Origin of the sequence: Pseudoduganella sp. UC29_106 (genome assembly GCF_044055365.1) — a bacterium.
Taxonomy (GTDB): Bacteria; Pseudomonadota; Gammaproteobacteria; order Burkholderiales; family Burkholderiaceae_D; genus Rugamonas.
Map to the genome: position 1 here is coordinate 6,406,731 of NZ_CP171977.1, position 23,793 is coordinate 6,430,523.

17 protein-coding genes and 3 pseudogenes are annotated in these 23,793 nt (G+C 62.9%); 6 read left to right on the top strand and 14 right to left on the bottom strand.

Annotation, left to right across the window (positions count from 1 at the left end; all coding sequences use genetic code 11):
• Window positions 1-68 precede the first annotated feature (68 nt).
• Window positions 69-1,208 carry an A/G-specific adenine glycosylase gene (mutY, locus tag ACHMW6_RS31935; protein ID WP_395403154.1) on the top strand — a complete coding sequence of 380 codons (1,140 nt, stop codon included), beginning with the start codon at window positions 69-71 and terminating at the stop codon, window positions 1,206-1,208.
• Here the strand turns inward: mutY and ACHMW6_RS31940 are convergent.
• The 8 genes and pseudogenes from ACHMW6_RS31940 to ACHMW6_RS31975 all read right to left on the bottom strand — a co-directional run bounded on the left by ACHMW6_RS31940 (window position 1,205) and on the right by ACHMW6_RS31975 (window position 11,336).
• Entirely contained in the window at window positions 1,205-2,332 is a 1,128-nt protein-coding gene (locus tag ACHMW6_RS31940; protein WP_395403156.1) for a deoxyguanosinetriphosphate triphosphohydrolase, read from the bottom strand. The genes mutY and ACHMW6_RS31940 overlap by 4 nt on opposite strands.
• A 2-nt stretch (window positions 2,333-2,334) precedes the next feature.
• A complete protein-coding gene (gene aroKB, locus ACHMW6_RS31945) occupies window positions 2,335-3,954 on the bottom strand; it encodes a bifunctional shikimate kinase/3-dehydroquinate synthase AroKB (protein WP_395403158.1) in 1,620 nt (539 codons plus the stop codon).
• Window positions 3,955-4,009: 55 nt separating this feature from the next.
• Window positions 4,010-6,226 (bottom strand): Ig-like domain-containing protein, encoded by a 2,217-nt coding sequence (locus ACHMW6_RS31950; RefSeq protein WP_395403160.1) that lies wholly within the window; start codon window positions 6,224-6,226, stop codon window positions 4,010-4,012.
• 35 nt (window positions 6,227-6,261) lie between these two features.
• Window positions 6,262-8,424, bottom strand: coding sequence for a type IV pilus secretin PilQ (pilQ, locus tag ACHMW6_RS31955; RefSeq protein WP_395403162.1), 2,163 nt, complete (start codon window positions 8,422-8,424; stop codon window positions 6,262-6,264).
• Window positions 8,421-8,954: a pilus assembly protein PilP gene (locus tag ACHMW6_RS31960; RefSeq protein ID WP_395403164.1), complete on the bottom strand. Its 534-nt coding sequence runs from the start codon at window positions 8,952-8,954 to the stop codon at window positions 8,421-8,423. Before ACHMW6_RS31960 ends, pilQ begins: the two co-directional genes overlap by 4 nt.
• Window positions 8,951-9,615: pseudogene (locus tag ACHMW6_RS31965) on the bottom strand (type 4a pilus biogenesis protein PilO). Before ACHMW6_RS31965 ends, ACHMW6_RS31960 begins: the two are co-directional and overlap by 4 nt.
• Before the next feature lie 11 nt (window positions 9,616-9,626).
• Window positions 9,627-10,259: a PilN domain-containing protein gene (locus ACHMW6_RS31970; protein WP_395403166.1), complete on the bottom strand. Its 633-nt coding sequence runs from the start codon at window positions 10,257-10,259 to the stop codon at window positions 9,627-9,629.
• Window positions 10,259-11,336: pseudogene (locus ACHMW6_RS31975) on the bottom strand (pilus assembly protein PilM). Before ACHMW6_RS31975 ends, ACHMW6_RS31970 begins: the two are co-directional and overlap by 1 nt.
• Window positions 11,337-11,657: 321 nt before the next feature.
• Here ACHMW6_RS31975 and ACHMW6_RS31980 point away from each other — a divergent pair.
• Complete coding sequence (locus ACHMW6_RS31980) at window positions 11,658-13,979, top strand: penicillin-binding protein 1A (RefSeq protein ID WP_395403168.1); 2,322 nt, start codon at window positions 11,658-11,660, stop codon at window positions 13,977-13,979.
• A gap of 150 nt (window positions 13,980-14,129) precedes the next feature.
• On the opposite strand, the gene cyaY is transcribed toward ACHMW6_RS31980, so the two are convergent.
• Window positions 14,130-14,462 carry an iron donor protein CyaY gene (gene cyaY / locus ACHMW6_RS31985; protein WP_395403170.1) on the bottom strand — a complete coding sequence of 111 codons (333 nt, stop codon included), beginning with the start codon at window positions 14,460-14,462 and terminating at the stop codon, window positions 14,130-14,132.
• A 39-nt stretch (window positions 14,463-14,501) separates the two neighbouring features.
• On the opposite strand from cyaY, the gene ACHMW6_RS31990 reads away from it, so the two are divergent.
• Both ACHMW6_RS31990 and lysA read left to right on the top strand, forming a co-directional pair.
• Window positions 14,502-14,690 carry a lipoprotein gene (locus ACHMW6_RS31990; RefSeq protein ID WP_395403172.1) on the top strand — a complete coding sequence of 63 codons (189 nt, stop codon included), beginning with the start codon at window positions 14,502-14,504 and terminating at the stop codon, window positions 14,688-14,690.
• 3 nt (window positions 14,691-14,693) lie between these two features.
• A complete protein-coding gene (gene lysA / locus ACHMW6_RS31995; RefSeq protein WP_395403174.1) occupies window positions 14,694-15,962 on the top strand; it encodes a diaminopimelate decarboxylase in 1,269 nt (422 codons plus the stop codon).
• Between the two features lie 122 nt (window positions 15,963-16,084).
• On the opposite strand, the gene ACHMW6_RS32000 is transcribed toward lysA, so the two are convergent.
• The 5 genes and pseudogenes from ACHMW6_RS32000 to ACHMW6_RS32020 form a co-directional block, all read right to left on the bottom strand.
• Entirely contained in the window at window positions 16,085-16,756 is a 672-nt protein-coding gene (locus tag ACHMW6_RS32000; protein ID WP_395403176.1) for a sulfite oxidase heme-binding subunit YedZ, read from the bottom strand.
• Window positions 16,756-17,721 carry a protein-methionine-sulfoxide reductase catalytic subunit MsrP gene (msrP, locus tag ACHMW6_RS32005; RefSeq protein WP_395403178.1) on the bottom strand — a complete coding sequence of 322 codons (966 nt, stop codon included), beginning with the start codon at window positions 17,719-17,721 and terminating at the stop codon, window positions 16,756-16,758. Before msrP ends, ACHMW6_RS32000 begins: the two co-directional genes overlap by 1 nt.
• A gap of 157 nt (window positions 17,722-17,878) precedes the next feature.
• Window positions 17,879-19,030 carry a c-type cytochrome biogenesis protein CcsB gene (ccsB, locus tag ACHMW6_RS32010; protein ID WP_395403180.1) on the bottom strand — a complete coding sequence of 384 codons (1,152 nt, stop codon included), beginning with the start codon at window positions 19,028-19,030 and terminating at the stop codon, window positions 17,879-17,881.
• Window positions 19,031-19,058: 28 nt separating this feature from the next.
• Window positions 19,059-21,144, bottom strand: a pseudogene (locus tag ACHMW6_RS32015) (cytochrome c biogenesis protein ResB).
• 100 nt (window positions 21,145-21,244) lie between these two features.
• Window positions 21,245-21,907 carry a c-type cytochrome gene (locus ACHMW6_RS32020; protein WP_395403182.1) on the bottom strand — a complete coding sequence of 221 codons (663 nt, stop codon included), beginning with the start codon at window positions 21,905-21,907 and terminating at the stop codon, window positions 21,245-21,247.
• Window positions 21,908-22,069: 162 nt separating this feature from the next.
• Between ACHMW6_RS32020 and yihA the strand changes: the two genes are divergently transcribed.
• Together yihA and hemB are read left to right on the top strand one after the other, a co-directional pair.
• Window positions 22,070-22,768: a ribosome biogenesis GTP-binding protein YihA/YsxC gene (yihA, locus tag ACHMW6_RS32025; RefSeq protein ID WP_395403184.1), complete on the top strand. Its 699-nt coding sequence runs from the start codon at window positions 22,070-22,072 to the stop codon at window positions 22,766-22,768.
• Between the two features lie 2 nt (window positions 22,769-22,770).
• Entirely contained in the window at window positions 22,771-23,772 is a 1,002-nt protein-coding gene (hemB, locus tag ACHMW6_RS32030) for a porphobilinogen synthase (RefSeq protein ID WP_395403186.1), read from the top strand.
• The last annotated feature ends 21 nt before the right edge of the window (window positions 23,773-23,793 follow it).

A 23,793-nucleotide genomic window follows, 5' to 3' on the forward strand; every position in this document is an offset into this window, starting at 1 on the left:
GCCGGCGCAAAAGGAAACAGCATCCACGCCACCCCCGGCGTGTAGGGCGGATCATTGATCCGCCGTGCATGAACAGAGGAATACTTTTGCAGTACCACGACCCCACCTTCTCCGCCGCCCTGATCAGCTGGCAAAAGCAGCACGGCCGCCACACGCTGCCCTGGCAAAACACCCGCGACGCCTACAAGATCTGGCTGTCCGAAATCATGCTGCAGCAAACGCAAGTCAGCGCCGTGCTGGGCTACTTCGCCCGCTTCCTCGAGCGCTTCCCCACTCTGCAAGACCTGGCCGCCGCGCCGGTGGAGGACGTGATGGCGCAATGGTCCGGCCTGGGCTACTACACGCGCGCCCGCAACCTGCACAAATGCGCCCAGCGCGTGGTGGCTGAATATGGCGGCATCTTCCCCAGCGACCCCGCCCTGCTGGCCGACCTGCCCGGCATCGGCCGCTCCACCGCCGCCGCCATCGCCGCGTTCTCGTCAGGCCGCCGCGCCGCCATCATGGACGGCAACGTGAAGCGCGTCTTCGCGCGCGTGTTCGGCGTCGACAGCTACCCCGGCGAGCGCAAGACGGAAGAAGCCATGTGGGCGCGCGCCGAAGCGCTGCTGCCGCAAGAAGGTATCGAGCCGTACACGCAAGGCCTGATGGACATGGGCGCCACGCTGTGCACGCGCAGCAGCCCCGATTGCACGCGCTGTCCGATGCAGCCGCGCTGCGTGGCCTTTGCCACGCAGCGCGTGAAAGACCTCCCGGTGCGTAAGCCTAAGAAGGCGACGCCCGAAAAGCACGCAACCATGCTGCTGATCGTGGACCGTGATGAGGTGCTGCTCGAGCAGCGTCCGGCGAGCGGCATCTGGGGCGGGCTGCTCTCGCTGCCCGAACTGGACGGACACAACGCCGCAGATGACGACGATGGCGCCGCCGTGCCGGACGTCGATCCGGCCGCCGTCGCCGCAGCCGCGTCCCCCTTCGGCGCCGTCGAATCGCAGGAACGCCTGAAAACCGTGACGCACGTCTTCACCCACTACAAGCTGCACATCGCGCCGCTGCTGATTACGCTGTCAAAGCGCGCCGCGCTGGCCGGCGAACCGCATTACAGCTGGCTGCCAGCCGCCGCGCTGGCCGAAGCCGCCCTGCCCGCCCCCATCAAGAAGCTGTTGCTGGAGTTGCTGGGCGACCGCGCACAAGCGCAGACAAGGATGTTCTAAAGCTCTTCGAGCGAATACAGCCGGCGGTGTTCGGCGATGGCGTAGCGGTCGGTCATGCCGGCGATGTAGTCCGCGATGCGGCGCGCCTGGGCGCTGGGGCCTTCCTCGCAGCGGTAGTCGGGCGGCAGCAGCGCCGCGTCGGCGCCGAAGGCTTCGTACAGCTCGCGCACAATGCGGCTGGCCTTCAGGCGCATGCGGTTGACCTTGTAGTGGCGGTAGAGGTTCTCGTGCAGGAAGCGCTTCAGTTCCGTGGCATCCTTGCGCATCTGGTCCGAGAAGCGGATCAGCGGCGGTGCGTTGCGCACATCGTCCAGGCTTTGCGGGCCATGTTCGGCGATGCGCTCGGTGGACGTGACGATCAGATCGTCCGCCAGTGCAGTGATCAGGCGGCGCAAGGTTTCATAGATTGCGCGGCGTCCCGCCAGGCCCGGATGCGCATGCTGCACATCGCGCCACAGGCGGGCGAAGAAATCCACCTGTTCCAGCTGCGGAATCGAGATCAGGCCGGAGCGCAGTCCATCGTCGATATCATGGCTGTTGTAGGCGATTTCGTCGGCCAGGTTGGTCAATTGGGCTTCCAGCGAGGGCTGGGTGCGGTCGATGAAGCGCTGCGCCACTTCGCCCAGCAGCCTGGCGTTCTTCAGCGAACAGTGCTTGAGGATGCCCTCGCGCGTTTCGAACATCAGGTTCAGGCCATCGAAGGCGCCGTACTGCTCCTCCAGATGATCGACCACGCGCAGGCTTTGCAGATTGTGCTCGAAGCCGCCGTGCTCCTTCATGCATTCGTTCAGTACATCCTGGCCGACGTGGCCGAAAGGCGTGTGGCCCAGGTCGTGCGCCAGCGCGATTGCTTCGACCAGGTCCTCGTTCAGCAGCAGGTTGCGCGCCAGCGAGCGGCCGATCTGGGCCACTTCCAGGCTATGCGTCAGGCGCGTGCGGAATAGGTCTCCCTCGTGGTTGAGGAAGACCTGGGTCTTGTATTCGAGGCGGCGGAAGGCCGTGGAATGGATGATGCGGTCGCGGTCGCGCTGGAACTGCGAGCGCGAGGCGTGGGGCGTTTCGGCATAACGGCGGCCGCGCCCCTTATCCGAATGTGCGGCGTAGGGCGCGAGCGTCTCTTCCATGCTTATTCCGTGCAGGCTGCCAGCGTTTGCAGCAGCAGGTCCTGCGGTGCGTTGGTGATATCGGCTTTGCCGAGAGGATTGAGCAGGATGAACTTGATCGCACCGCCCTCGTTCTTCTTGTCCACCTCCATCAGCTCCAGCCAGCGCTGCACGCCCAGGTTGGGCGCCTTCACCGGCAGGCCGGCGGCGTCCACCAGGGCGCGGATGCGCTCCACGGTGGCGGCGTCGATATAGCCCATGCGCTGGGACAGGTCGGCCGCCATCACCATGCCGCAGCCCACCGCCTCGCCGTGCAGCCAGTCGCCATAGCCCAGGCCCGCCTCGATGGCGTGGCCGAAGGTGTGGCCGAAATTGAGGATGGCGCGCAAGCCGCCCTCGCGCTCATCCTGGCGCACCACGTCAGCCTTGATTTCGCAGGAGCGGGCGATGGCGTAAGCCAGGGCGCCCTTGTCGCGCGCCATCAGCTTGCCGATATTCGCTTCGATCCACTCGAAGAAGGCGGTGTCGATGATGCAGCCATGCTTGATCACTTCGGCCAGGCCGGCAGACAGTTCGCGGTCCGGCAGCGTATCGAGCGTGGAAGTATCGGCCACCACCACTTTCGGCTGGTAGAAGGCGCCGATCATGTTCTTGCCCAACGGGTGGTTGATGCCGGTCTTGCCGCCCACCGAGGAATCGACCTGGGACAGCAAGGTGGTCGGCACCTGGATGAAGTCCACGCCGCGCATATAGGACGCCGCGGCAAAGCCGGTCATGTCGCCGATCACGCCGCCGCCAAGGGCGATCATGGTCGTCTTGCGATCGCATTTATTGGCCAGCAGCGCATCGAAGATCTGCATCAGGCTGGACCAGTTCTTGAATTCTTCGCCATCCTGCAGCACCACGGAAATGACTTCCTTGCCGGCCGCCGCCAGCGGGGCGCGTATGCGCTCCAGGTACAGCGGCGCCACGGTGGTGTTGGTGACGATGGCCACTTTCTTGCCGCCGGCGTGGCGGGCAAACAGTTCCGGCTCGTCCAGCAGGGACGGGCCGATATTAATAGGGTAGCTGCGCTCGCCGAGATCGACGTTCAGCAGCAGTCGGGATTCTTCAGTCATCGAGGGTTCCGCCTGGGTGGAGCAGTTCGGCGCGGCCTGGCAGGCCAGCGCGTCCAGCTGGTTCAAAATCGCGTTAACCATCGATTGTACGTTAGGACGGCCGGTATCGATCACCAGATGGGCCATTTCCATGTACAGCGGCTCGCGCTGGGCCAGCAACTCTTCCAGTTTCTTGCGGGGATCGGCCGTCTGGAGCAGGGGCCGGTTCTTGTCGTGCGCCGTGCGCGCCAGGATGCTGTTGATCGAGGCGCGCAGGTAGATCACGGTGCCGCGCTCCATCAGCAGCGCGCGGCTTTCGTCATTGAGGATGGCGCCGCCGCCCGTGGCCAGCACTACGCCGTGCTGGCCGGTCAGGTCACGGATCACATCCGCTTCCCTGCGACGGAACGCCTGTTCGCCTTCGATCTCGAAGATCCACGGGATCGATGCGCCGGTGCGCGCTTCAATCTCGTGATCCGAGTCTATGAAGCGCAACCCCAGTTTCCGGGCAAGAAGACGGCCGATGGTCGTCTTGCCTGCCCCCATTAAACCTACCAGATAAACATTTTGCATTCACATATTTTAATTCGGATTTGCACAGTCACCCAAGACGCCGGATGGCGCGGTGACAAATGCTCCGAATGGGCTGGTCGCGCCAGGCGGCGTGATGGCCTTGTCGCGGTAGTCGTCGGCGAGGCCCAGCAGGCGTGGAATGTAAGCCACGTAGTACCGCTTCGCTGCCCGATGCCTGGCCGCGGATGGTCAGGTCCACCGCCATCCATTTGGCGCGGTCGCGCGGGTAGGTCAGCGACACGGTGGCCTTGCCCGCGGCGTCCGTGGTGCCGGTCGAGGTCACGTTGATCGGAATGCCCGGATCGAGGCGGCCATTGCCGTTCACGTCTTCACCACCGCCCAGCAGGCCGTTGCCGTCGACGTCTTCGTTCGGGCAGGCATAGGAAGCTTGCGGCACCCATGGGCCATCCTGACCCACGAAGATCATGACACCTTTGTAATAGTAGCGCGGGCGCACGGCGGCGGTGACGTTCACGCCCGGCACGGCATTGCCGTTCGCATCGGACACGAAGACGGCGTAATCCACGCGGTAGGTGGCGCTGTCCGGCGTAGCAACGGAGTTACCGGTGCCGGCGGAGATGAACAGGGACTTGCGCGCCACCGTCAGGGCGACGGTGTTGTTGGCGCTCACGCCCTGTACCTGGGCGCGGATCACCACGCCGTTGACGGCGGTCGACGAGGTACCGGCAATATAGCTGATGGAAGCGGAACCATCGGCGCCGGTGGTCACCAGCGAAGGCTGGGTCAGCGTGCCGCCGCTTGGGTCGGTCACGATGGAGAAGCTCACCACGGCGTTTTTCACCAGGTTGTTCTGGGCGGTGCCATCACGCACCACGGCGCGGATGGTGGTCTGCTGCGAGGTGCTGCCCGGCGTATTGGCGCCCAGCACGGCCGGATCGGCCTGCACGGTCACGGTGGACGACGGCAGCAGCGGGGCCACGAATTCCACGACGCCCTGGGCGGTGGAGCCGGTGCTGCTGGCAGTCGCGTTCAGGGTGGAAACGCCCGGGCTGGTGGCCTGGACATAGGCGGTCGCGTTGCCGGCAACGAAGGCCACGCCCGAATTCAGCACGGTGGTGCAGGAGGCATCGGAATACATGGTGCCGCGCGAGGAGCTGACGGTGGCGGTGCCGGTCAGCACGGTGCCGCCCAGGCTGCGCACCAGCACGCGCTGGCAGGTGTTGATGTCGGCGCTGGCAAGGGCCGTATCGGCGCCGTCCACTACGGCCACGCTGAAGCTGGAGGAACCGACGGTAATCGAGGCGCTGGCCGTTTCACCCATGGATTTCACGGTGATCACGTCGCTGCCGCTGCTGCTGCCGGAGTAGCTCAGGATCAGCTGGCCGGCTGCGTCAGTCACGGCACTGCCACCGCCCTTGACGGAAACCTGGTTGCGCGAAGCGCTGAAGCTCACGGTCTTGCCGGACAGCGCATTGCCGGCCGAATCGACCAGCTTGACGGTGACGTCGGTGGTGGCGCCCAGGTTGACGGCGCTGTTGGAGTTGACGGTCAGATGAGTGCCGGAAACTGCCACCGTGGTGCTGACCGGAGTCAGGCCAGGGATCGAGGCAGTCACCTTGATCTGGCGCGAGGTCGGGTCGCCGCCGGTGGACAGCTTCTCGGTCACGCGGCCGTTGGCGTCGGTCAGGCGGGTGCCCGAGGTCAGGCTGCCCGAATCGGCGGACAGGTCGACCTTCACGCCCGACATCACGGTGTTGTTGGAATCCTTGACCAGGGCCGTCACGGTCACTTCGGAGCCGGAGGCGCCCGACGATTGCAGCGTGCCGGAATCGGTGGTCAGGGTCAGGGTCTGGGTGGCGGAGACGACCTTCACCGTGACGGTGTTGGAGGTCGCGCCGCCAGCGCTGGCGGTGATGGTGATGTCGCGCAGGCTGGAATCGCCCTTCACGTTCAGTTTCTCCACCACCTGGCCGTTGGAATCGGTGGTGCGGTTGCTGTTGCTGATGTTGCCGGAGCTGGACTTGAAGCTCACGGTCTCATTCGGCAGCACATTGTTGTTTCCGTCCTTGACGATGGCCGTCAGGGTCACTTCGGTGCCATCCTGGCCGGAGGACGCGATGGTGCCGGCGCTGGCCGTCAGCACGATGCTGGAAGCCTTCGACGGCTGCTGGCCGTTGAAGTTGGTGCCGGCCGAGCCGCCACCGCCGCCGCAGGCGGCCAGCAGGCTGGCGCAGGCTAAGGCGCCCAGCCAGCCGGAGAATTTTCGTAAACCTTGAATGCTCATTTCTTATTACCCTTTTTTGAAGCGGAATACTCGTCTCAGCGCGCCGACAGGCGTTCTGCAACGATTTTTGGCGTGATAAAGACCAGCAGTTCGGTCTTGTCGTTTGTACGGCTGTTATTCTTGAACAGGTTGCCAAGTATCGGCACATCGCCCAACACCGGCACTTTGCTGACGGAGTTGCGTTCGATTTGCTGGTAAATGCCACCCAGTACAACAGTACCGCCGTTTTCCACCATCACCTGAGTTTTCACGTGCTTGGTGTCGATTGCGAAGCCGGCCCGGGTTTCCTGGCCGACGCTATCCTTATTCACATCCACGTCCAGCACCACATTGCCGTCCGGCGTGATCTGCGGTACCACGTCCAGCTTCAGGTTGGCCTTGCGGAACACGATGGCGGTGGCGCCGCTGGAAGTGGCGATCTGGTATGGCAGTTCCACGCCCTGCTCGATGGTGGCGGCGGCCTTGTCGGCGGTGACCACGCGCGGGCTGGAGATGATCTTGCCGGTGCCGTCCGCTTCCAGGGCCGACAGCTCCAGGTTCAGGAAGCGGTTGGCGGCCGAGGAGAACAGGCTGATGGCCAGGCTGCCGGCCTGCTGGCCGTTGATGCCGGCCGCCGGCAGGTTGATGAACTGGGTGTTGTTCCAGGAATCGGTGGCGTTGTCGACCCTGACCTGGCCCGTGCCCTGGCCCACGCCGGTAATATTGCCGCCCAGCCCCAGGCGGGTGTCGCCGCTGCCCAGCTGCCAGCCCGAATCGCCGCCGCGCAGGGTGCGCAGGTCGGCGAAGCCCAGCTTGGCGCCCAGGTTGCGGGTGAAGGTGTCGGCCGCTTCCACGATACGTGCCTCGATCAGCACCTGCTTGGTGGCGACGTCGGTCTTGGCGATCAGCTTGCGCACGTCGTCCAGCTTGGACGCGATATCGGTCACGAACAGCTGGTTGGTACGCGGTTCGATGATGGCGCTGCCGCGCTTGGACAGGATGCGGTTCTTGGCGTCGCCGGCGCCCTCCAGGCCGAACACGGACTTGAACGCTTCAGCCTTCTGGTAATTGAGCTGGAAGATTTCGGACTTCAGCGGTTCCAGGTCGGCGATCTGGGCGCGCTGCTCCAGTTCCAGTTTTTCCTTGGTCAGCAATTCTTCCTTGGGTGCGATCCACAGCACATTGCCGTTCTTGCGCATGTCCAGGCCCTTGGCCTGCATCACCACGTCCAGCGCCTGGTCCCACGGCACTTCCTTCAGGCGCAGGGTCAGGTTGCCCTGCACGCTGTCGCTGGTGATGATGTTCAGGCCCGAGATGTCGGCAATCGCCTGCAGCGCGGCGCGCACGTCCACGTTCTGGAAGTTGAAGGACAGCTTCTCGCCGCGGTAGCCCTGGGTGCCCTGCACCAGCTTGTTCGGGTCTTCCTTGATCGGCTTCACGTCCACCACCAGCTGGGTGTCGCTCTGGTACACGCTCTGCTCCCACAGGCCGTGGGCTTCGATGGTCATGCGCACATTGTCGCCCTGGGGCACGGTGGTGACCCTGGAGACGGGAGTGCCGAAGTCCATCACGTCCAGGCGGCGGCGCAGCGTTTCCGGCAGGCCGGTCTTCATGAAGTCCACCACCACGCCGGTCGGGCCCTGGCGCACATCCACGGCGACCTGGCTGTTCGGCAGGTCCACCACCACGCGGCCTTCGCCGCCGGAGCCGCGGCGGAAGTCGATATCGCGCAGGATCTGCTTGCCCGACGGGACGGGAGCGGCAGCCTGCTTCACCGGCAGGCCGCGCGCATCGACGGCGGTGGCGATGCCGCCCGAAGCGTCGATGGTCATGATCACGGCATTGCCGTCGATGGCGGTGGCGTAGTTCAGCGGCCGTTTCAGGTTGAAGACCAGGCGCGAACGCTCGCCGGCCTGCACCACGTTGACGCTGTTCAGGTCACCGAGGTTGATTTCCTGGCTGGTCTTGCCGGTGCCGTTGCTGGTGGCGCCGAAGTCCAGCGCAATGCGCGCCGGATTGGTGATGGCAAAGCCGATGGGCAGCTTGGCGGGCGCATCTTTCAGCGCGATTTTCACGATGACGTTGCTGCCCTGCTGGTTGGCCGTGATCGATTCGATCGCGTTGCCTTGCTGGGCCTGCGCCACGGCTGCGCTACCGGCCAGCGCCAGCGCGAGGCCTGCAAAACGCAGGGCACGCGTCACGGTTCTGATGGCGATCATTTGGTGTTCTCCTTACTTTCCTGCAGTTCCAGCTTCGACATGCGCTCGACCCAGTCGCCGGCCGCATCCTGTACGATTTCCTTAACCGCTATCGCATCTTCGGAGACTGAGGTGATCAGCCCGAAGTTCTGGCCCGCGTGCTGGCCCGGCCGCACCTGGTACACGGTGCGGTCGATCTGCAGCAGGCCGTACATCTGCCTGTCCTTTTCCATCGTGCCCACCATCTTCATGGCGTCCAGAGGGAAGCCTTCGAGGAATTCCTTGCGGCGGTTGGTGTCCGGCTGCAGGCCGCCGCCGGGGCGCGCCTTGGCCAGCTCGGTCAGCAGCTTGTTGGGATTGAAGGGGTCCGTCTGCTCGACCGGGGCGTAGGCGAAGGGCACGAATTTCTTCGGCTCCGACAGCGGCTGCACGGTGGGCTGGGTCTGGGCGTCCACTTCCTTCATCCAGTTGCGGACTTCCTGCACATTGCTGTCGCCGCAGCCGGCCAGCGCCAGCAGCAGGGGCAGCAGGAGGTAAGCGCGGCGCATCATTTCTTCCTCTCCGCTTTCTTCTTTTCGGCGGCTGCCTTGCGCGCCGCCGCCACTTCCTCAGGATCGAGGTAGCGGAAGGTCTTGGCCACGGCATTCAGCACCAGGGTGCCGTCCTTGCCGGTATCCAGGGCCATATTATTCAGCGTCACGATACGCGGCAGGTTGGCCATGTCGCCGGCAAAGGAGCCCACGTCGTGGTAATTGCCGGTGACGCGGATATCGATCGGCAGTTCGGCGTAATATTCCTTGACGTCGACCTTGCCCGGCTTGAACAGCTCGAACTGCAGGCCGCGGCCCAGGCCGGCCTGGTTGATGTCCGACAGCAGGGCCGCCATTTCCGCCTTGCTCGGCAGCTGCTTTTCCATCTGCAGCACGTACTGGTCGACTTTTTCCTTCTGCTTCTTCAGCTCTTCCAGGTTGACCGCCTGCGCCGTCTTCAGGCGGTATTCGTCGCGCAGCTTGAGTTCCTGCTGGGCGCCCGCTTCCTGTTCCTCGAACTGGCCCTGCCAGTAGGCGAAGTAGCCGAGCGCCACCACCACGGCCGCCACGCCCACGCCGCACAGGACGCGCGGCACGATCGGCCACATGCCGGGTGAACGCCGCTCAACCCCTGGAACTGGGCCGACAGCGATGCTCCAATGTCTTTCAAATCGATGTTCATGGTGTGCGCTCTCAGGGCTGGGCGGCGGAAGCCGTCACGGGCGCCTTGGCGCCGGGCTTGCCGCCGGGCGGCAAGTCCTTGTCACGCGGGCGCTTGATATTGACGGTCAGGTTGAACTCAACCACCTTGCGTCCCGTATTCTTGTTCTGGCCGAGCGTGGCGGCCTTGACTTCGATCAGGTCCGGGCGCTCCAGCCATGGCGAATTGCCGGCCAGGTTGCGAAGCAGCTCCGAAACGCGCTCCTGCGACTGGGCAAAGCCGGTCAGCGTGACCTTCTGCCCGTCCTGCTTGAAGGATTTCAGGTAAACGCCGGCCGGGGTCTGCTTGACCAGTTCATCCATCAGGTAGACGGGCTGGTTGCGGTCGGCCTGCAGGTCTTCCACCGCCTGCTGGCGCGCCTTCAGCGATTCGATTTCCTGTTTCAGCGAGGCGATCTGGGCGATCTTCACGTCCAGCTGCTTGATGGAGGTCTTCAGCACTTCGTTGCGCTGGTCCTGCACGGCGATGGCGCGTGCGTTGTACGCGCCCACCAGCAGCACGATGGCTGCGCCGGCCAGGCCGCCCAGCACCAGCAGGGCGGCAAAGGCGGCCTTGCGCTGCTTGCGCTTTTCCTCGCGGTGAGGCAGCAGGTTAATACGTATCATCAGCCAAACCTCCGCATCGCCAGGCCGCAGGCCACGAGATAGCCGGGAGCGTCGCTGCGCAGCGCCTGCTCGCGCACGCCGGCACCCAGCTGCATGCCCTTGAAGGGCGAAATCACCGCGCTGGAGATGCGGGTCCGGCTGGCGATGATGTCGAGCAGGCCTGGCAGCACGGCGCTGCCGCCGGCCAGGAAGATCTGGTCGATCTTGGTATAAGGAGTGGAGGTGAAGAAGAACTGGATGGCGCGCGTGACTTCCAGCGCCGCGCTTTCCAGGAAGGGGGCCAGCACTTCGCTGGCGTAGTTCTCGGGCAGGTCGCCCGTCTTCTTGCGCGCGTCGGCTTCCTCGTAGGCCAGGCCGTAGCTGCGCACGATGTCCTGGGTCAGGGAGTGGCCGCCGAAAGGCTGCTCGCGCTCATACACGGTCACGCCATCCAGCATCACCGAGATATGGGTGACCTGGGCGCCGATCTGGAACAGGGCGATCACCTGGCCGGCGCCGCCATCCGGCATCTGGGCCACGACGCGGTCCATGGCGGCGCGCGCGGCGTAGGATTCGATGTCCATCACCTGGGCCTTCATGCCCGAAGCTTCGGCGATCGCCACGCGGTCTTCCACTTTCTCGCGGCGGGCGGCGGCCAGCATCACTTCGATGTCTTCGGTGGAATTGGGCACGGGTCCGAGCACATCGAAGTCCAGGCTCACTTCATCGAGGGCGAACGGGATATACTGGCTTGCTTCGGATTCGACCTGCACTTCCAGCTGTTCTTCGGACATGCCGGCCGGCAGCACGATCTTCTTGGTGATCACGGCGGCGGGCGGCATGCCCAGCGCCACGTGGCGGGCGCGCGTGCCGCTCTTCTTGATGACACGGCGCACGGCATCGACCACCTGATCCATGTTTTCAATATTTCCGTCGGCAACAGCGCCGCGCGGCAGGGGGTTCGGCGGCATAGCGCTCCAGGCGCAGGCCATCCTTGCCGGCATCGGCCAGCTCAACCAGGCGTACGCTGGAGGTGCTGATGTCGAGGCCGACCAGCGGCGCCTGCGCGCCGCCGAGCAGGGCTTTTAGATCGAGCATCATTTATGCACTCCTGACAACTCCATAGACATTTGCATATCGGAATTCGTTTAAAAACCCGTGCTTAGCGAGTAAAGGTGAGACAGTACATTAGATGCTAGCAATATTGCTTTAGAGGTGTAAAGATATTTCTGTGAGGAACGATTGTGTCGCTGTTTGCCTTACGCCACAGTCACTTAGGCCATTTGTGGCCGCGAAATTAACACAGTTGTTTCGTTGCTCATGGTAAATATTACTGAAAATAAGGTCCATTTTCGTGCGCGCCTGCTTAATTGCTGCTCGCTTATAATTCCTTGAATAATTATTTACCTCGTCCTGCGCATGACTTCTATTAATAAAGAGGCCCCGTCCAAACCGTCCCGCGGCTTCCTGCTGATGGCCCTGGTTTCCGTGCTGGGCCTGATCCTGGCCGGCGTGCTGCTGGTAGTGTTCGGCCTGGCCCTGGCCTACCCCAACCTGCCCTCGCTTGATACACTGACCGATTACCGGCCCAAGATGCCACTGCGGATCTTCTCCGCCGACAATGTGCTGATCGGCGAGTTCGGCGAAGAGCGCCGCAACCTGGTGCACATCAAGGACATCCCCGACGTCATGAAGAAGGCCGTGCTGGCCATCGAGGATGACCGCTTCTACGAACACGGCGGCGTCGATTACTGGGGCATCCTGCGCGCCGCCCTGCATAACGCGACCGGCGGCGCCCGCCAGGGCGCGTCCACGATCACGCAGCAGGTCGCGCGCAACTTTTTCCTTTCCAGCGAACAGACTCTGAAGCGCAAGGCCTATGAAGCGTTACTGGCCTGGAAAATCGAGCAGAACCTGACCAAGGACCAGATCCTTGAGGTCTACATGAACCAGATCTACCTGGGCCAGCGCGCCTACGGTTTTTCCTCGGCTGCCCAGATCTACTTCGGCAAGAATTTGAAAGACATTAGCGTGGCCGAAGCGGCCATGCTGGCCGGACTGCCCAAGGCGCCTTCGGCTTACAACCCGGTAGTCAATCCGAAGCGCGCCCGCACGCGCCAGCAGTACATCCTGCAGCGCATGGCCCAGCTTGGGTATATTACGCCGGCACAGTACGAAGCGGCGAAGAACGAGCAACTGAAAGTGAAAACAGACAGCAGCGAGTTCGGCGTCCACGCGGAATATGTGGCGGAAATGGCGCGCCAGCTGGTCTATGAACAGTTCAAGGAAGAAACCTACACGCGCGGCCTGAACGTCTTCACCACCATCACCAAGGCCGACCAGGATGCCGCTTACCTGGCCCTGCGCCGCGGCGTGATGGATTACGAGCGCCGCCACACCTACCGCGGCCCGGAAGCCTATGTCGACCTGCCGAACAACAAGTCCGAAGCGGACGAGATGATCGAGACCGAACTGGCCGAGCATCCGGACAGCGACGATATCGTGGCCGCCATGGTGCTGAGCGCCTCGGCCACCAAGCTGACGGCGGTCACCGCATCCGGCGAAGAAATCACGATCACCGGCGCCGGCCTGGAACAGGGCCGCTCGTGGCTATCGGACAAGAACCCGCCCAACAAGCGCCTGCGCCGCGGCGCCGTGATCCGCGTGGTCCAGGAAGGCAAGGACTGGCTGCTGACCCAGATGCCGGAAGTCGAATCGGCCTTCATCGCAGCCAGCACCGAAGACGGCTCGATCAAGGCCATGGTGGGCGGCTTCGATTACAACCGCAACAAATTCAATCACGTGACCCAGGCCTGGCGCCAGCCGGGCTCCTCGTTCAAGCCCTTCATCTATTCGGCTTCGCTGGAGCGCGGCCTGTCGCCGTCCACGATGATCAACGATGCGCCGATCTCCTTTGACGCGGGCCAGACCGGCGGCCAGGCGTGGGAACCGAAGAACTACGACGGCAAGTATGAAGGGCCGATGAGCATGCGCCGCGGCCTGACCAAGTCGAAGAACATGATTTCGATCCGCATCCTGCACAAGATCGGCGCCAAGTACGGCCAGGAATACGCGACCCGCTTCGGCTTCGACGCCGAACGCAATCCGCCCTACCTGACGCTGGCCCTGGGCGCGGGCGCCGTGACGCCGCTGCAGATGGCGGGCGCGTATTCGGTGTTCGCCAACGGCGGCTACAAGGTCACGCCTTACCTGATCTCCAGGGTGACCGATGCAAACGGCAAGGTGCTGTCCCAGGCGGCGCCGGACCGCGCGGGCGACGAGAAGAACCGCGTGATCGACGAACGCAACGCCTTCCTGATGGATTCGATGATGAAGGATGTAGTGCGCTTCGGTACCGCGACCAAGGCGCTGTCGCTCAAGCGTCCGGATATCGCGGGCAAGACCGGCACCACCAACGATTCGATCGACGCCTGGTTCGCCGGCTACCAGCCCAAGCTGGTGGGCATCGCCTGGATCGGCTTCGACCAGCCGCGCAACCTGGGCAACCGCGAAACCGGCGGCGGCCTGGCCCTGCCGATCTGGATCGGCTATATGCAGAAGGCGCTGAAGAATCTTCCTGTCGAGGAACGTGCCGTGCCGGAGGGCGTCATCATGGCGGACGGCGAGTATTACTATGCCGAGAACCCGCCGGGCATGGGCGTGCAGAGCCTGGAAGGCGCTACCCGCGGGACGCCGGCGGAGGAGAAGGCGAAGGATGCGGTGAAGAACGAGTTGTTCTAGAACCTGAACCTGAAAGGCTGGTGTCTGCCACGATGTGGCAGGCACCTGGCACATGCCGACGGCTTAGACAAGCCGCTGCGGCTCGCTAAGGCATTCGGTGCCGAACGGGTGGCTGCCACATCGTGGCTGCCACCAGGGTGTGCCGTGGGTTCAGGGTTCGAGCACCACCGGCGCGCCGCCCTGGGCGGTCGCGATCTCCGACAAGGCGGCGAACAATTCCAGGCCGCTGCGCGTATCGCTCCACTGGCCATCCACATGGCGGTAATGGAAACCGCCCGAGCGTGCGGCGACCCACAGTTCCTGCATGGCCGCCTGGCTGTTGACGATCACCTTGGATCCATTGCCCAGGAACTCGATTTCCAGCACATTGCCGCTGCGGCTGCACTCCACGTCGACCATATCCTGCTCAGCCAGGCGGTCCAGCGCGGCCTCGATCCCATCCAGCGTCTCTTCCGCCAGCTCCAAAAATTCCGATTCGGTCATGCTACACTCCAAGATTCCTATCAAGACCCTATTTTAATCGTGAAGTCCCGAATTGCACTGCCCGCCGCGCTGGCCATCGCCGCCCTGCTGACCGCATGCGGCCAGACCGGCCCGCTCTACCTGCCCAAGCCGCCAGCCAAGCCTGCCACCTCCGACAACCTTGGAAAACCAGGCGTGGCGCCACCGTCCGCCCCCGTGCCGTCGACTCCTCCCGCCTCCCAACAATAATTTATGTCCCAATTTGAATACCAGAATGGCGTGATGCACGCCGAAGGCGTTGCGCTGACCGCCATCGCAGAACAGTACGGCACGCCGGCTTACGTCTATTCCAAAAAGACGCTGCTGGATAACTTCGATTCATACGCAAACGCCGCGGCCGGCCGCGATGCGCTGGTCTGCTATGCAATGAAGGCGAATTCCAATCTGGCGATCCTGAAACTGCTGGCGGACCGCGGTGCGGGCTTCGATATCGTGTCCGGCGGCGAACTGCTGCGCGTGGTCGCTGCGGGCGGCGACGCGAAGAAAGTAATCTTCTCCGGCGTCGGCAAGAGCGTGGACGAGATGCGCCTGGCGCTGAGCCACGACATCCTGTGCTTCAACGTGGAATCCATCCCTGAGCTGCACCGCCTGAACGACGTGGCGGCCGGCATGGGCAAGAAGGCGCGCGTATCGCTGCGCGTGAACCCGAACGTGGATGCCAAGACCCACCCGTATATTGCGACCGGCCTGAAAGCCAACAAGTTCGGCGTGGCCTTCTCCGATGCGCTGGATACTTACCACGTGGCGTCGAAGCTGCCGGCGCTGGACGTGGTCGGCATCGATTGCCACATCGGCTCCCAGCTGCTGGACGATGCGCCGCTGCTGGAAGCGCTGGACAAGCTGATTGAGCTGATCGATACCCTGCACGCCGAAGGCATCCACCTGCACCACCTGGACATCGGCGGTGGCCTGGGCATCGACTATGGCGACGGCGCTCCGGTGCCGGTCGGCGACTACCTGGGACGCCTGTTCAAGCGCATCGACGCCTGGCGCGCCGCGAAGCACGGCGGCCAGCCGGTCAAGGTGATCTTCGAACCGGGCCGCTCGATCGTCGGCAACGCCGGCGTGCTGCTGACGCGCGTGGAGTTCATCAAGCACGGCGAGGAAAAGAATTTCTGCATCGTGGACGCGGCCATGAACGATATGGCGCGTCCGGCAATGTATCAGGCCTGGATGGATATGCAGCCTGTCGTGCAGGGCGGCGCCGAGTCGGCCATGTTCGATGTGGTGGGGCCGATCTGCGAATCCGGCGACTGGCTGGCGCGCGACCGCGAACTGGCGGTGGCGCCGGGGGATCTGCTGGTGATGAAGACCGCCGGCGCCTACGGCATGACCATGGCGTCCAATTACAACACGCGCGGCCGCGCCGTTGAATTGGTCGTGGATGGCGCACAGGTGCACGTGGTGCGCCAGCGCGAGAATCCGGCGGATTTGTTCGCGCTGGAGTCCACGATCAAGTAATTACGCCCCGGGACCGCACGCACGGCGGATCAATGATCCGCCCTACGCCGTGCGGCAAATCATCGTGCCCCGCCCCCGGCCATGGCGAGACAACGGTCCACATTGGCCCGGACACGCGCGTGTCAACGTTGGGCGTGCATGCGCACGCGAGGTGCGTAGGGCGGATCATTGATCCGCCGCTGTTCCGCCCGCGACTTTTCCCGCGCCCACCAGACCCTCAGCGCCAGCAGCGCGAAGACGATCAGCCCGAACAGAATCGGCTGCCCGAAATCGTGCTTGGCCGCCTTCATCCACCAGAAGTGCAGAATCCCCAGCGGCGCGATCACGTAGATCAACTTGTGCAGCAACTGCCAGCGCTTGCCGCCCAGCCGGCGCACCATGGCATTGGTGCTTGTCACCGCCAACGGGATCAGCAGCACAAAGGCCGTAAAGCCAACCGTGATGAACGGCCGCTTGGCCACATCCTTCAGCATCTCCTGCACATCGAAGAAATGATCGAACCACAGGAAAGTGGTGAAGTGCAGCAGGCCGTAGAAGAAAGCATACAGCCCCAGCATGCGGCGCAGCTTCAGCACCCAGTTCCATTTCGAGAACCGGCGCAGCGGCGTCACCGCCAGCGTGATGCAGAGGAAGTACAGCGTCCAGTCCCCCGTCGCGCGGGTGATGTATTGCAGCGGCTCGACCAGCTGATCGTTGCCGACCAGCCAGGCCAGCTTGAAGAACGGCAGCAGTGACAGCACGAAGACAACGGCCTTCAGCGCTGTGATCTGCCGCGGCGAAGGATTGAAAGCCATCAGAAATTCTTCCTCAAATCCATGCCGGTGTAGAGCGAAGCCACATCGGAATAACCGTTGAACATCAGCGTCTTGCGCTTGCGCGTGAAGAAGCCGTCCTCGCCGATGCGACGCTCGGTGGCCTGCGACCAGCGCGGGTGGTCCACATCCGGATTTACGTTGGAATAGAAGCCGTATTCGCTAGGCGCCGCCAGGTTCCAGGCAGTGCGCGGCATATCCTTCACGAAGCGGATCTTCACGATGGACTTGGCCGACTTGAAACCATACTTCCACGGCACGATGATGCGCACCGGCGCGCCGTTCTGGTTCGGCAGCACTTCGCCATACATGCCCAGGGTCAGCAGCGCCAGCGGATGGTTGGCTTCATCCATGCGCAAGCCTTCCACGTATGGCCAGTCCAGCACGCGGCTGCCGACGCCCGGCATCTGCTTCTTGTCCGCCAGCGACACGAATTCCACGTACTTGGCATTGCCCGTCGGCTCGGCCTTCTTGATGATCTCGGAGAAGGAATAGCCGATCCACGGAATGACCATCGACCAGCCTTCCACGCAGCGCAGGCGATACACTCGCTCTTCCAGCGGCGCCAGCTTGAGCAGGCTGTCGATATCCAGCGTGAACGGCTTCTTTACCTCGCCCTCGATGGACACGGTCCAGGGCCGCGGCTTCAGGGTGCCGGCGTAATGCGCCGGGTCGCTCTTGTCCGTGCCGAATTCGTAGAAGTTGTTATAGGTGGTGGCATCCTTGTAGGCCGTCTGCTTTTCCATGGCCGACCAGGCGGGATTCAGCCTGGCGGCCAGCTTGGCGTTGCCGCTCTGGGCCCAGGCCTGGTCCAGCAGCCCGGCGCCCGCGATCGAGCCCACGGCCAGCTGCTTGATGAAGGTGCGGCGCGACTCGAAGATTTCGCGCGGGGTGATTTCGGATGAGAACGGCAGGTCGATGCCGTTCGGGCTGCGTTTGATCAACATGACAACTCCGGAAAAGTGTTCGGTCAGGCTTTAGAACCCACGGCTTAAATCTGGTGGCTGCCACGCCGTGGCAGCCACCTGTTTTACGCCTCGGGTGTTGGTCGTTCTATTAGCCCTAACCTTACACGAATCCGGAATTCACATAATTACGATGTAATTACAATTTGCCGTAGGAATGCAGACCGGAAAGGAACATGTTGACGCCAAGGAAAGCAAAGGTCGTTACCAGCAGGCCGACCACAGCCCACCAGGCCGCTGCACGGCCGCGCAGGCCTGACATCAGGCGCATGTGCAGCCAGGCCGCATAGTTCAGCCAAACGATCAGCGCCCAGGTTTCCTTCGGGTCCCAGGACCAGTAACCGCCCCAGGCCTCGGCCGCCCACAGCGCGCCCAGGATGGTGGCGATGGTGAAGAAGGCGAAACCGACGGAAATGGCCTTGTACATCACATCGTCCAGCAGTTCCAGCGACGGCAGGCGGTCCGCCAGGTAGCCGTGCGACTTCAGCAGGTAAGCCGTGCCCACCATGGCTGCCAGCGCGAAAGTGCCGTAGCCGATGAAGTTGGCCGGCACGTGGATTTTCATCCACCAGCTCTGCAGCGCCGGCACCAGCGGCTGGATGTCCGAGGCGCCGCGCGCCACCGTGTACCACAGCAGGAAGCCGATGGCCGCCGAGATCACCAGCAGCACGAAGGGGCCCAGCTGGCGGGTCTGATAATGCTGCTCATAGTAGAGGTAAAACAGGGCCGTGATCAGCGAGAACAGGACGAAGACTTCGTACAGGTTGGAAATCGGAATGTGGCCCACGTCCGTGCCGATCAGGTAGGACTCGTACCAGCGCACCAGCATGCCGGTCAGGCCCAGCACCACGGCCGCCCAGCTCAGCTTGGAGCCCACCGAGCCGCCGAACGGGGAGCGTGCGACCAGGCCTCCCCAATAGAACAACGTGGACAGGAAGAACAGCGTGCTCATCCACAGAATGGCGGACTGGCTCGACAGCGCATACTTCAGGAAGAAGCGCGTATCTGCGTTCGGCAGCTGGCCGGCGTACAGCTTGACGGCATACAAGGCCAGCAGGAAGGCCAGCGGCATCACCCAGCGCACCGGTTTCCAGTGCCAGCCCAGCGCCGCAAAAGTCGGCACGGCCGCCAGCAGGATGGCCTTTTCGTAATAATCCATATAGGCGCCGAAGCGGTTCAGCGCATACAGCGCGCCGCCCAGCAGCAAGAGCGCGAACAGCCAGTCCAGGACGTTCAGGCGCTTGAAATAGCCCGGCGCCTGCGTATAGGTTTGGTTTTGCGTGATTTCCATCGTAATTCTCCAAAAAACTTGCTTCAGCTTACGCCGATTGCGGCAGTTTTTCCTTCAATTCCTTAAATTCGCGTTCGAAGTCCATGGTCTTGCGCTGGGTGCTCATCGCCATCAGCGCGTCGGCGCCCTGCGCGCTATCCTTGATCCACACCCACAGGCGGCGCTCGCGGATGTAGAACATGGAAAATACGCCCAGTACAAGGAAGACGCAGCCAATGTACACCACTGTCTTGCCGGGCGAACGCGTCACCTGGAATACCGATGCTTTGATTTGCGTATAGTCGTCCAGCTGGAGGAAGACCGGAGCGCCGTAGAAGAATGCATCCGACAGCGCGGTCGTGGCCATCTGCAGGTAGCGCGCGTGCTTCTCGTCGGCGGCCGGCGGCTGCTGGCCATGCTCTTCGCGCACCAGCTGCCACAGTTCCCACATGGTGCCGTTCAGGATTTTCATGAAGATGTCGGCCGCCTTGGTCTGCTCGGCTTCCGGCACCCTTTCGAGGAATTTGCTGATGGCGAAGAAACCGGCGGCCTTATCGTCCCCCGCGAAAATTTCCAGGCCCTTCTCGGGCGGAAGCCTGCAACTGCGAGCGCACTTCGCTGCCGCCTTGCGGCATGGCGCGGCGGGCGTAACGTTCGGCCGCCCTGGCGCGCAGGGCCGGATCGTTCAGGCCGGCGCGCAGGTTCATCCATTCGCGCACGCTGTGCTCATCGTCCGCCGGAATGCGCAGGTAGCTGAACGGGTCGCCCGGGTTGGCGCGCACGCCGGCCAGGAAGATGGTTTCCCCATCGATGGTCACCGGCTGCATGTAGTTCTGGAATTCGCGCGCCTGGCCGTTCTTGTCGCGCAGCTTGTACTGCACGGAAGGGCCGACGTTCTTCAGGTCCTTGTTGTGGGCGTTCTTGGCGGCCGAGCCCAGCTGCTTGTCCAGGCTGCGGGCGAAGGATTCGTTCAGGTTTTCGCCCTTGGTGACGGAGCGCGCATCTTGCGTGCCGATATTTTCCACGTTGAAGGGACGGAAGTCGCTCCACTCCACCGTGTATTCGTCGTTCAGCTTGGTCGCGTTGCCCACTTCGCCGGCAATGTCGAATTTTTCGTTGCTGCTGCCCTTCATCGGGAAGCCCGTCAGCTTCAGCTTGCTGCCGCCATCTTCAAAGCTGGACTGGTAGATCGCCACGCCCTTAAAGATCAGCGGCTTGTTCACTTCGATGGTGCCGGAGATGGTTTCGCCCGTGTCGTTGGCACGCACCACCACATCGCTGGCGAACAGCTTGGGCATGCCGGTGCTGTAGAAGTCGATGTCGAACTTCTTCAGCTGGATCGAGAACGGCAGATCCTGCAGCAGCACGCCATCCGGGCGCGGCAGGATCGCGATATTGCCCGTCTGCCCCTCCGGCAGCGAAATATTGCCGCGGTAAGTCGGGTTATGCACGCCAAGGCGGTGCCTGGCCGGGATTCCGCTGATCAGGCCATTGCCGCTGAAGGCAGTCTTGTTGAACAGCCACTGCTGCAGGCGGATCGGCACGTCCGAATCGAGCATGCCGCCCACGCAGATCACCACGATCGCGGTGTGGGCGAAGATATAGCCGAACTTGTTGCCTGCGCCGCGCTTGGCCGTTACCAGGGTGGCGCCATCCTTCTCGACGACCTTGGTCGAGTAGCCGGCGTGCTGCAGGCGCTCGGAGGTCTGGGCAGCCAGCGCCGGGCGGGCCAGGGACGAAGCCCACTGGTTCTTGTGGTGGAAGTTATTGAGGGATTGCTCGCGCACCTTTTCGCGCCAGCTGCGCATATCCTTCAGCATCTTCGGCGTGTTGTGCACGACGCACAGCGAGGTCGAAATGACCAGCACGCCCATGATCAGCAGGAACCACCAGGACGAATAGATCGCATACAGCCCCAGCTTGCTGTACACCTCGGCCCAGAACGGCCCGAACTGGTTGATGTAGTCACCGGAGGGCTTGTTCTGCTGCATGATGGTGCCGATGACCGAGGCAATTGCGATCATGGCCAGCAAGGCAATGGCAAAACGCATCGAGGACAGCAGCTCGACGATTTCAGCGACGGCGCCGCGCCTGTTGCGCAGCTGGATTCCGGAAGTGCTGGGGGTGTTGCTCATGTGCGGAAATTTCAGGAGGATAAAACAAAAAAGGGCAGCCTGCTTACGCAGCCGCCCTTTTCACGTCCAGGCCGCACGCCCTGGAGCGGCCGGATATCGATTACTTCAAGCCGGCCACGTAGTCGGCGACGGCTTTGATCTCGTCGTCGGACAGGCGGGAGGCGATGGTCGCCATCTCAGCACTGTTCTTGCGGGTCTTCGCCTTGAAGCCATTCAGCTGGGCGATGGTGTAATCCTGGTGCTGGCCGCCCACGCGTGGGTAGCGGGCCGGCATGCCGCCGCCGGAAGCGCCGTGGCAGGATGCGCAGGCAGGCACGCTCTTCTCGGCGATGCCGCCGCGGTAGATCTTCTTGCCCAGCTCGACGGTGTCCTTGTTCTTGGCAGCGCCCGGCTTCTGGGTCTGGGTGGACAGGTAAGCGGCGATGTTCTTCTTCTCTTCGTCCGACAGCATCTTGGCGTAGGTGGTCATCACCGGCTGGTTGCGCGACGGCTCAGTGAAATCCACCAGCTGCTTATAGACATAGGCTTCCGGCAGGCCGGCCAGCTTCGGGTTGGCGGCAATGGTCGAATTGCCGGCAGCGCCGTGGCAGGATACGCAAGCCGGCAGGCCGCGTGCGGAGTCACCATCACCGTACAGGGTTGCGCCCTTGGCCGGATCAACCTTGGCGGCAGGAGCATGCGCTTCGGCAGCGGATGCCACACCAGATACAGCCAGCAGTGCAACGAACAAGGATTTTACAAATGGTGAAAACGCACGATTCATTCAGACACCCTGAGACTAGTAAATAATAGTGGTAGAGGATTGTTTACCGCACATTGCCTTATAAATAGGCAGAATGGCGCATGACAACAATTCGTAACCCCTTATTGTACAATAGCTTTCTAGCGTTTTTCCCACCTTTTGTTGCAATTTCTGCCCCATCCCATGTCCAAACTCTGGCAAGCCCGCTTTTTCACGACCGTAAACCATTTGCGCGACCTGCCACGCACCACCGTGCCTGAAATTGCTTTCGCGGGCCGTTCAAATGCCGGTAAATCGACGGCAATTAATATTCTTTGCAATCAGAAAGGCCTGGCGTTCGCGTCCAAAACACCGGGCCGCACCCAGCACATTAATTTCTTTTCCGTCGGCGGCTCCCATGTGGCGATGCACCGCCACGATGCGACCAAGGTCGAGGAAATCGAATGCCTGATTGCCGACTTGCCGGGGTATGGCTACGCCGAAGTGTCCGGCGACGCCAAGCTGCACTGGCAGCGCCTGCTGGGCGATTATGTGCAGCAGCGCGAACAGCTGGCCGCCCTGGTGCTGATGATGGATGCGCGCCGCCCGTTCACTGACCTGGACCAGCAAATGATCGAGTGGTTCGCACCGACCGGCAAGCCGATCCATTGCATCCTGACCAAGGCAGACAAGCTGAACCGCAATGAATCCGTCAACGTGCTGCGCCAGGCGCAAGCCAAGCTCGACAGCTACGTGGACGAAGATGGCGAAGGCTTCCCCTTCACCGTGCAACTGTTTTCCGCGCTCAAGCGCACCGGCATCGAGGAAGCGACGGCCAAGATCGAAGAACTGGCCGGCCTCACCGGTGACGCGGACGCATCCACCCCAACCGAAACGGAATAAAGATGATTACGCCTGACTTCCCAGCCATCCGCATGCGCCGCATGCGCCGCGATCCCTTCTCCCGCGCCCTGATGCGCGAGAATGTGGTGACCGCTTCCGACCTGATCTACCCCGTCTTCATCCTGGAAGGCACGAACCAGCGCGAGCCGGTGTTGTCCATGCCGGGCGTGGAGCGCGTGTCGGTGGACTTGCTGATGAAGGTGGCCGAGGAATGCGTGAGCCTGGGCATCCCCGTGCTGGCCCTGTTCCCCGTAATCGATGCGTCGAAGAAAACGCCGGACGGCGTGGAAGCGACCAATCCTGAAGGCCTGGTGCCGCGCGCCGTGCGGGCACTGAAGAAGAACTTCCCCGAGCTGGGCATCCTGACCGACGTGGCGCTCGACCCTTACACCAGCCACGGCCAGGACGGCCTGATCGACGACAATGGCTATGTGCTGAACGATGTGACCACCGAAATGCTGGTGCGCCAGGCGCTGGCCCAGGCCGAAGCCGGCGTGGACGTGGTGGCGCCTTCGGACATGATGGATGGCCGCATCGGCTATGTGCGCGCCGCGCTGGAGGAGAAGAATTTCATCCACACGCGCATCATGGCGTATTCGGCCAAGTATGCTTCTGCCTTCTACGGTCCCTTCCGCGATGCGGTGGGCTCGGCCAAGAACCTGGGCAAGAGCGACAAGAACACTTACCAGATGGACCCGGCCAATTCGAACGAGGCCCTGCGCGAAGTGGCGCTGGATATCGCCGAAGGCGCGGACATGGTCATGGTCAAGCCCGGCATGCCTTACCTGGATATCGTGCGCCGCGTGAAGGATGAGTTCAAGGTGCCGACTTTTGCTTACCAGGTGTCCGGCGAGTACGCGATGATCAAGGCCGCCGCCCAGAACGGCTGGCTGGATCATGACAAGGTGATGATGGAATCGATGCTGGCGTTCAAGCGCGCCGGGGCGGATGGGGTGTTGACCTATTTTGCGCTGGATATTGCACGCAAGCTGAAAGCCGCGTGACCGCATGCACGGCGGATCAAT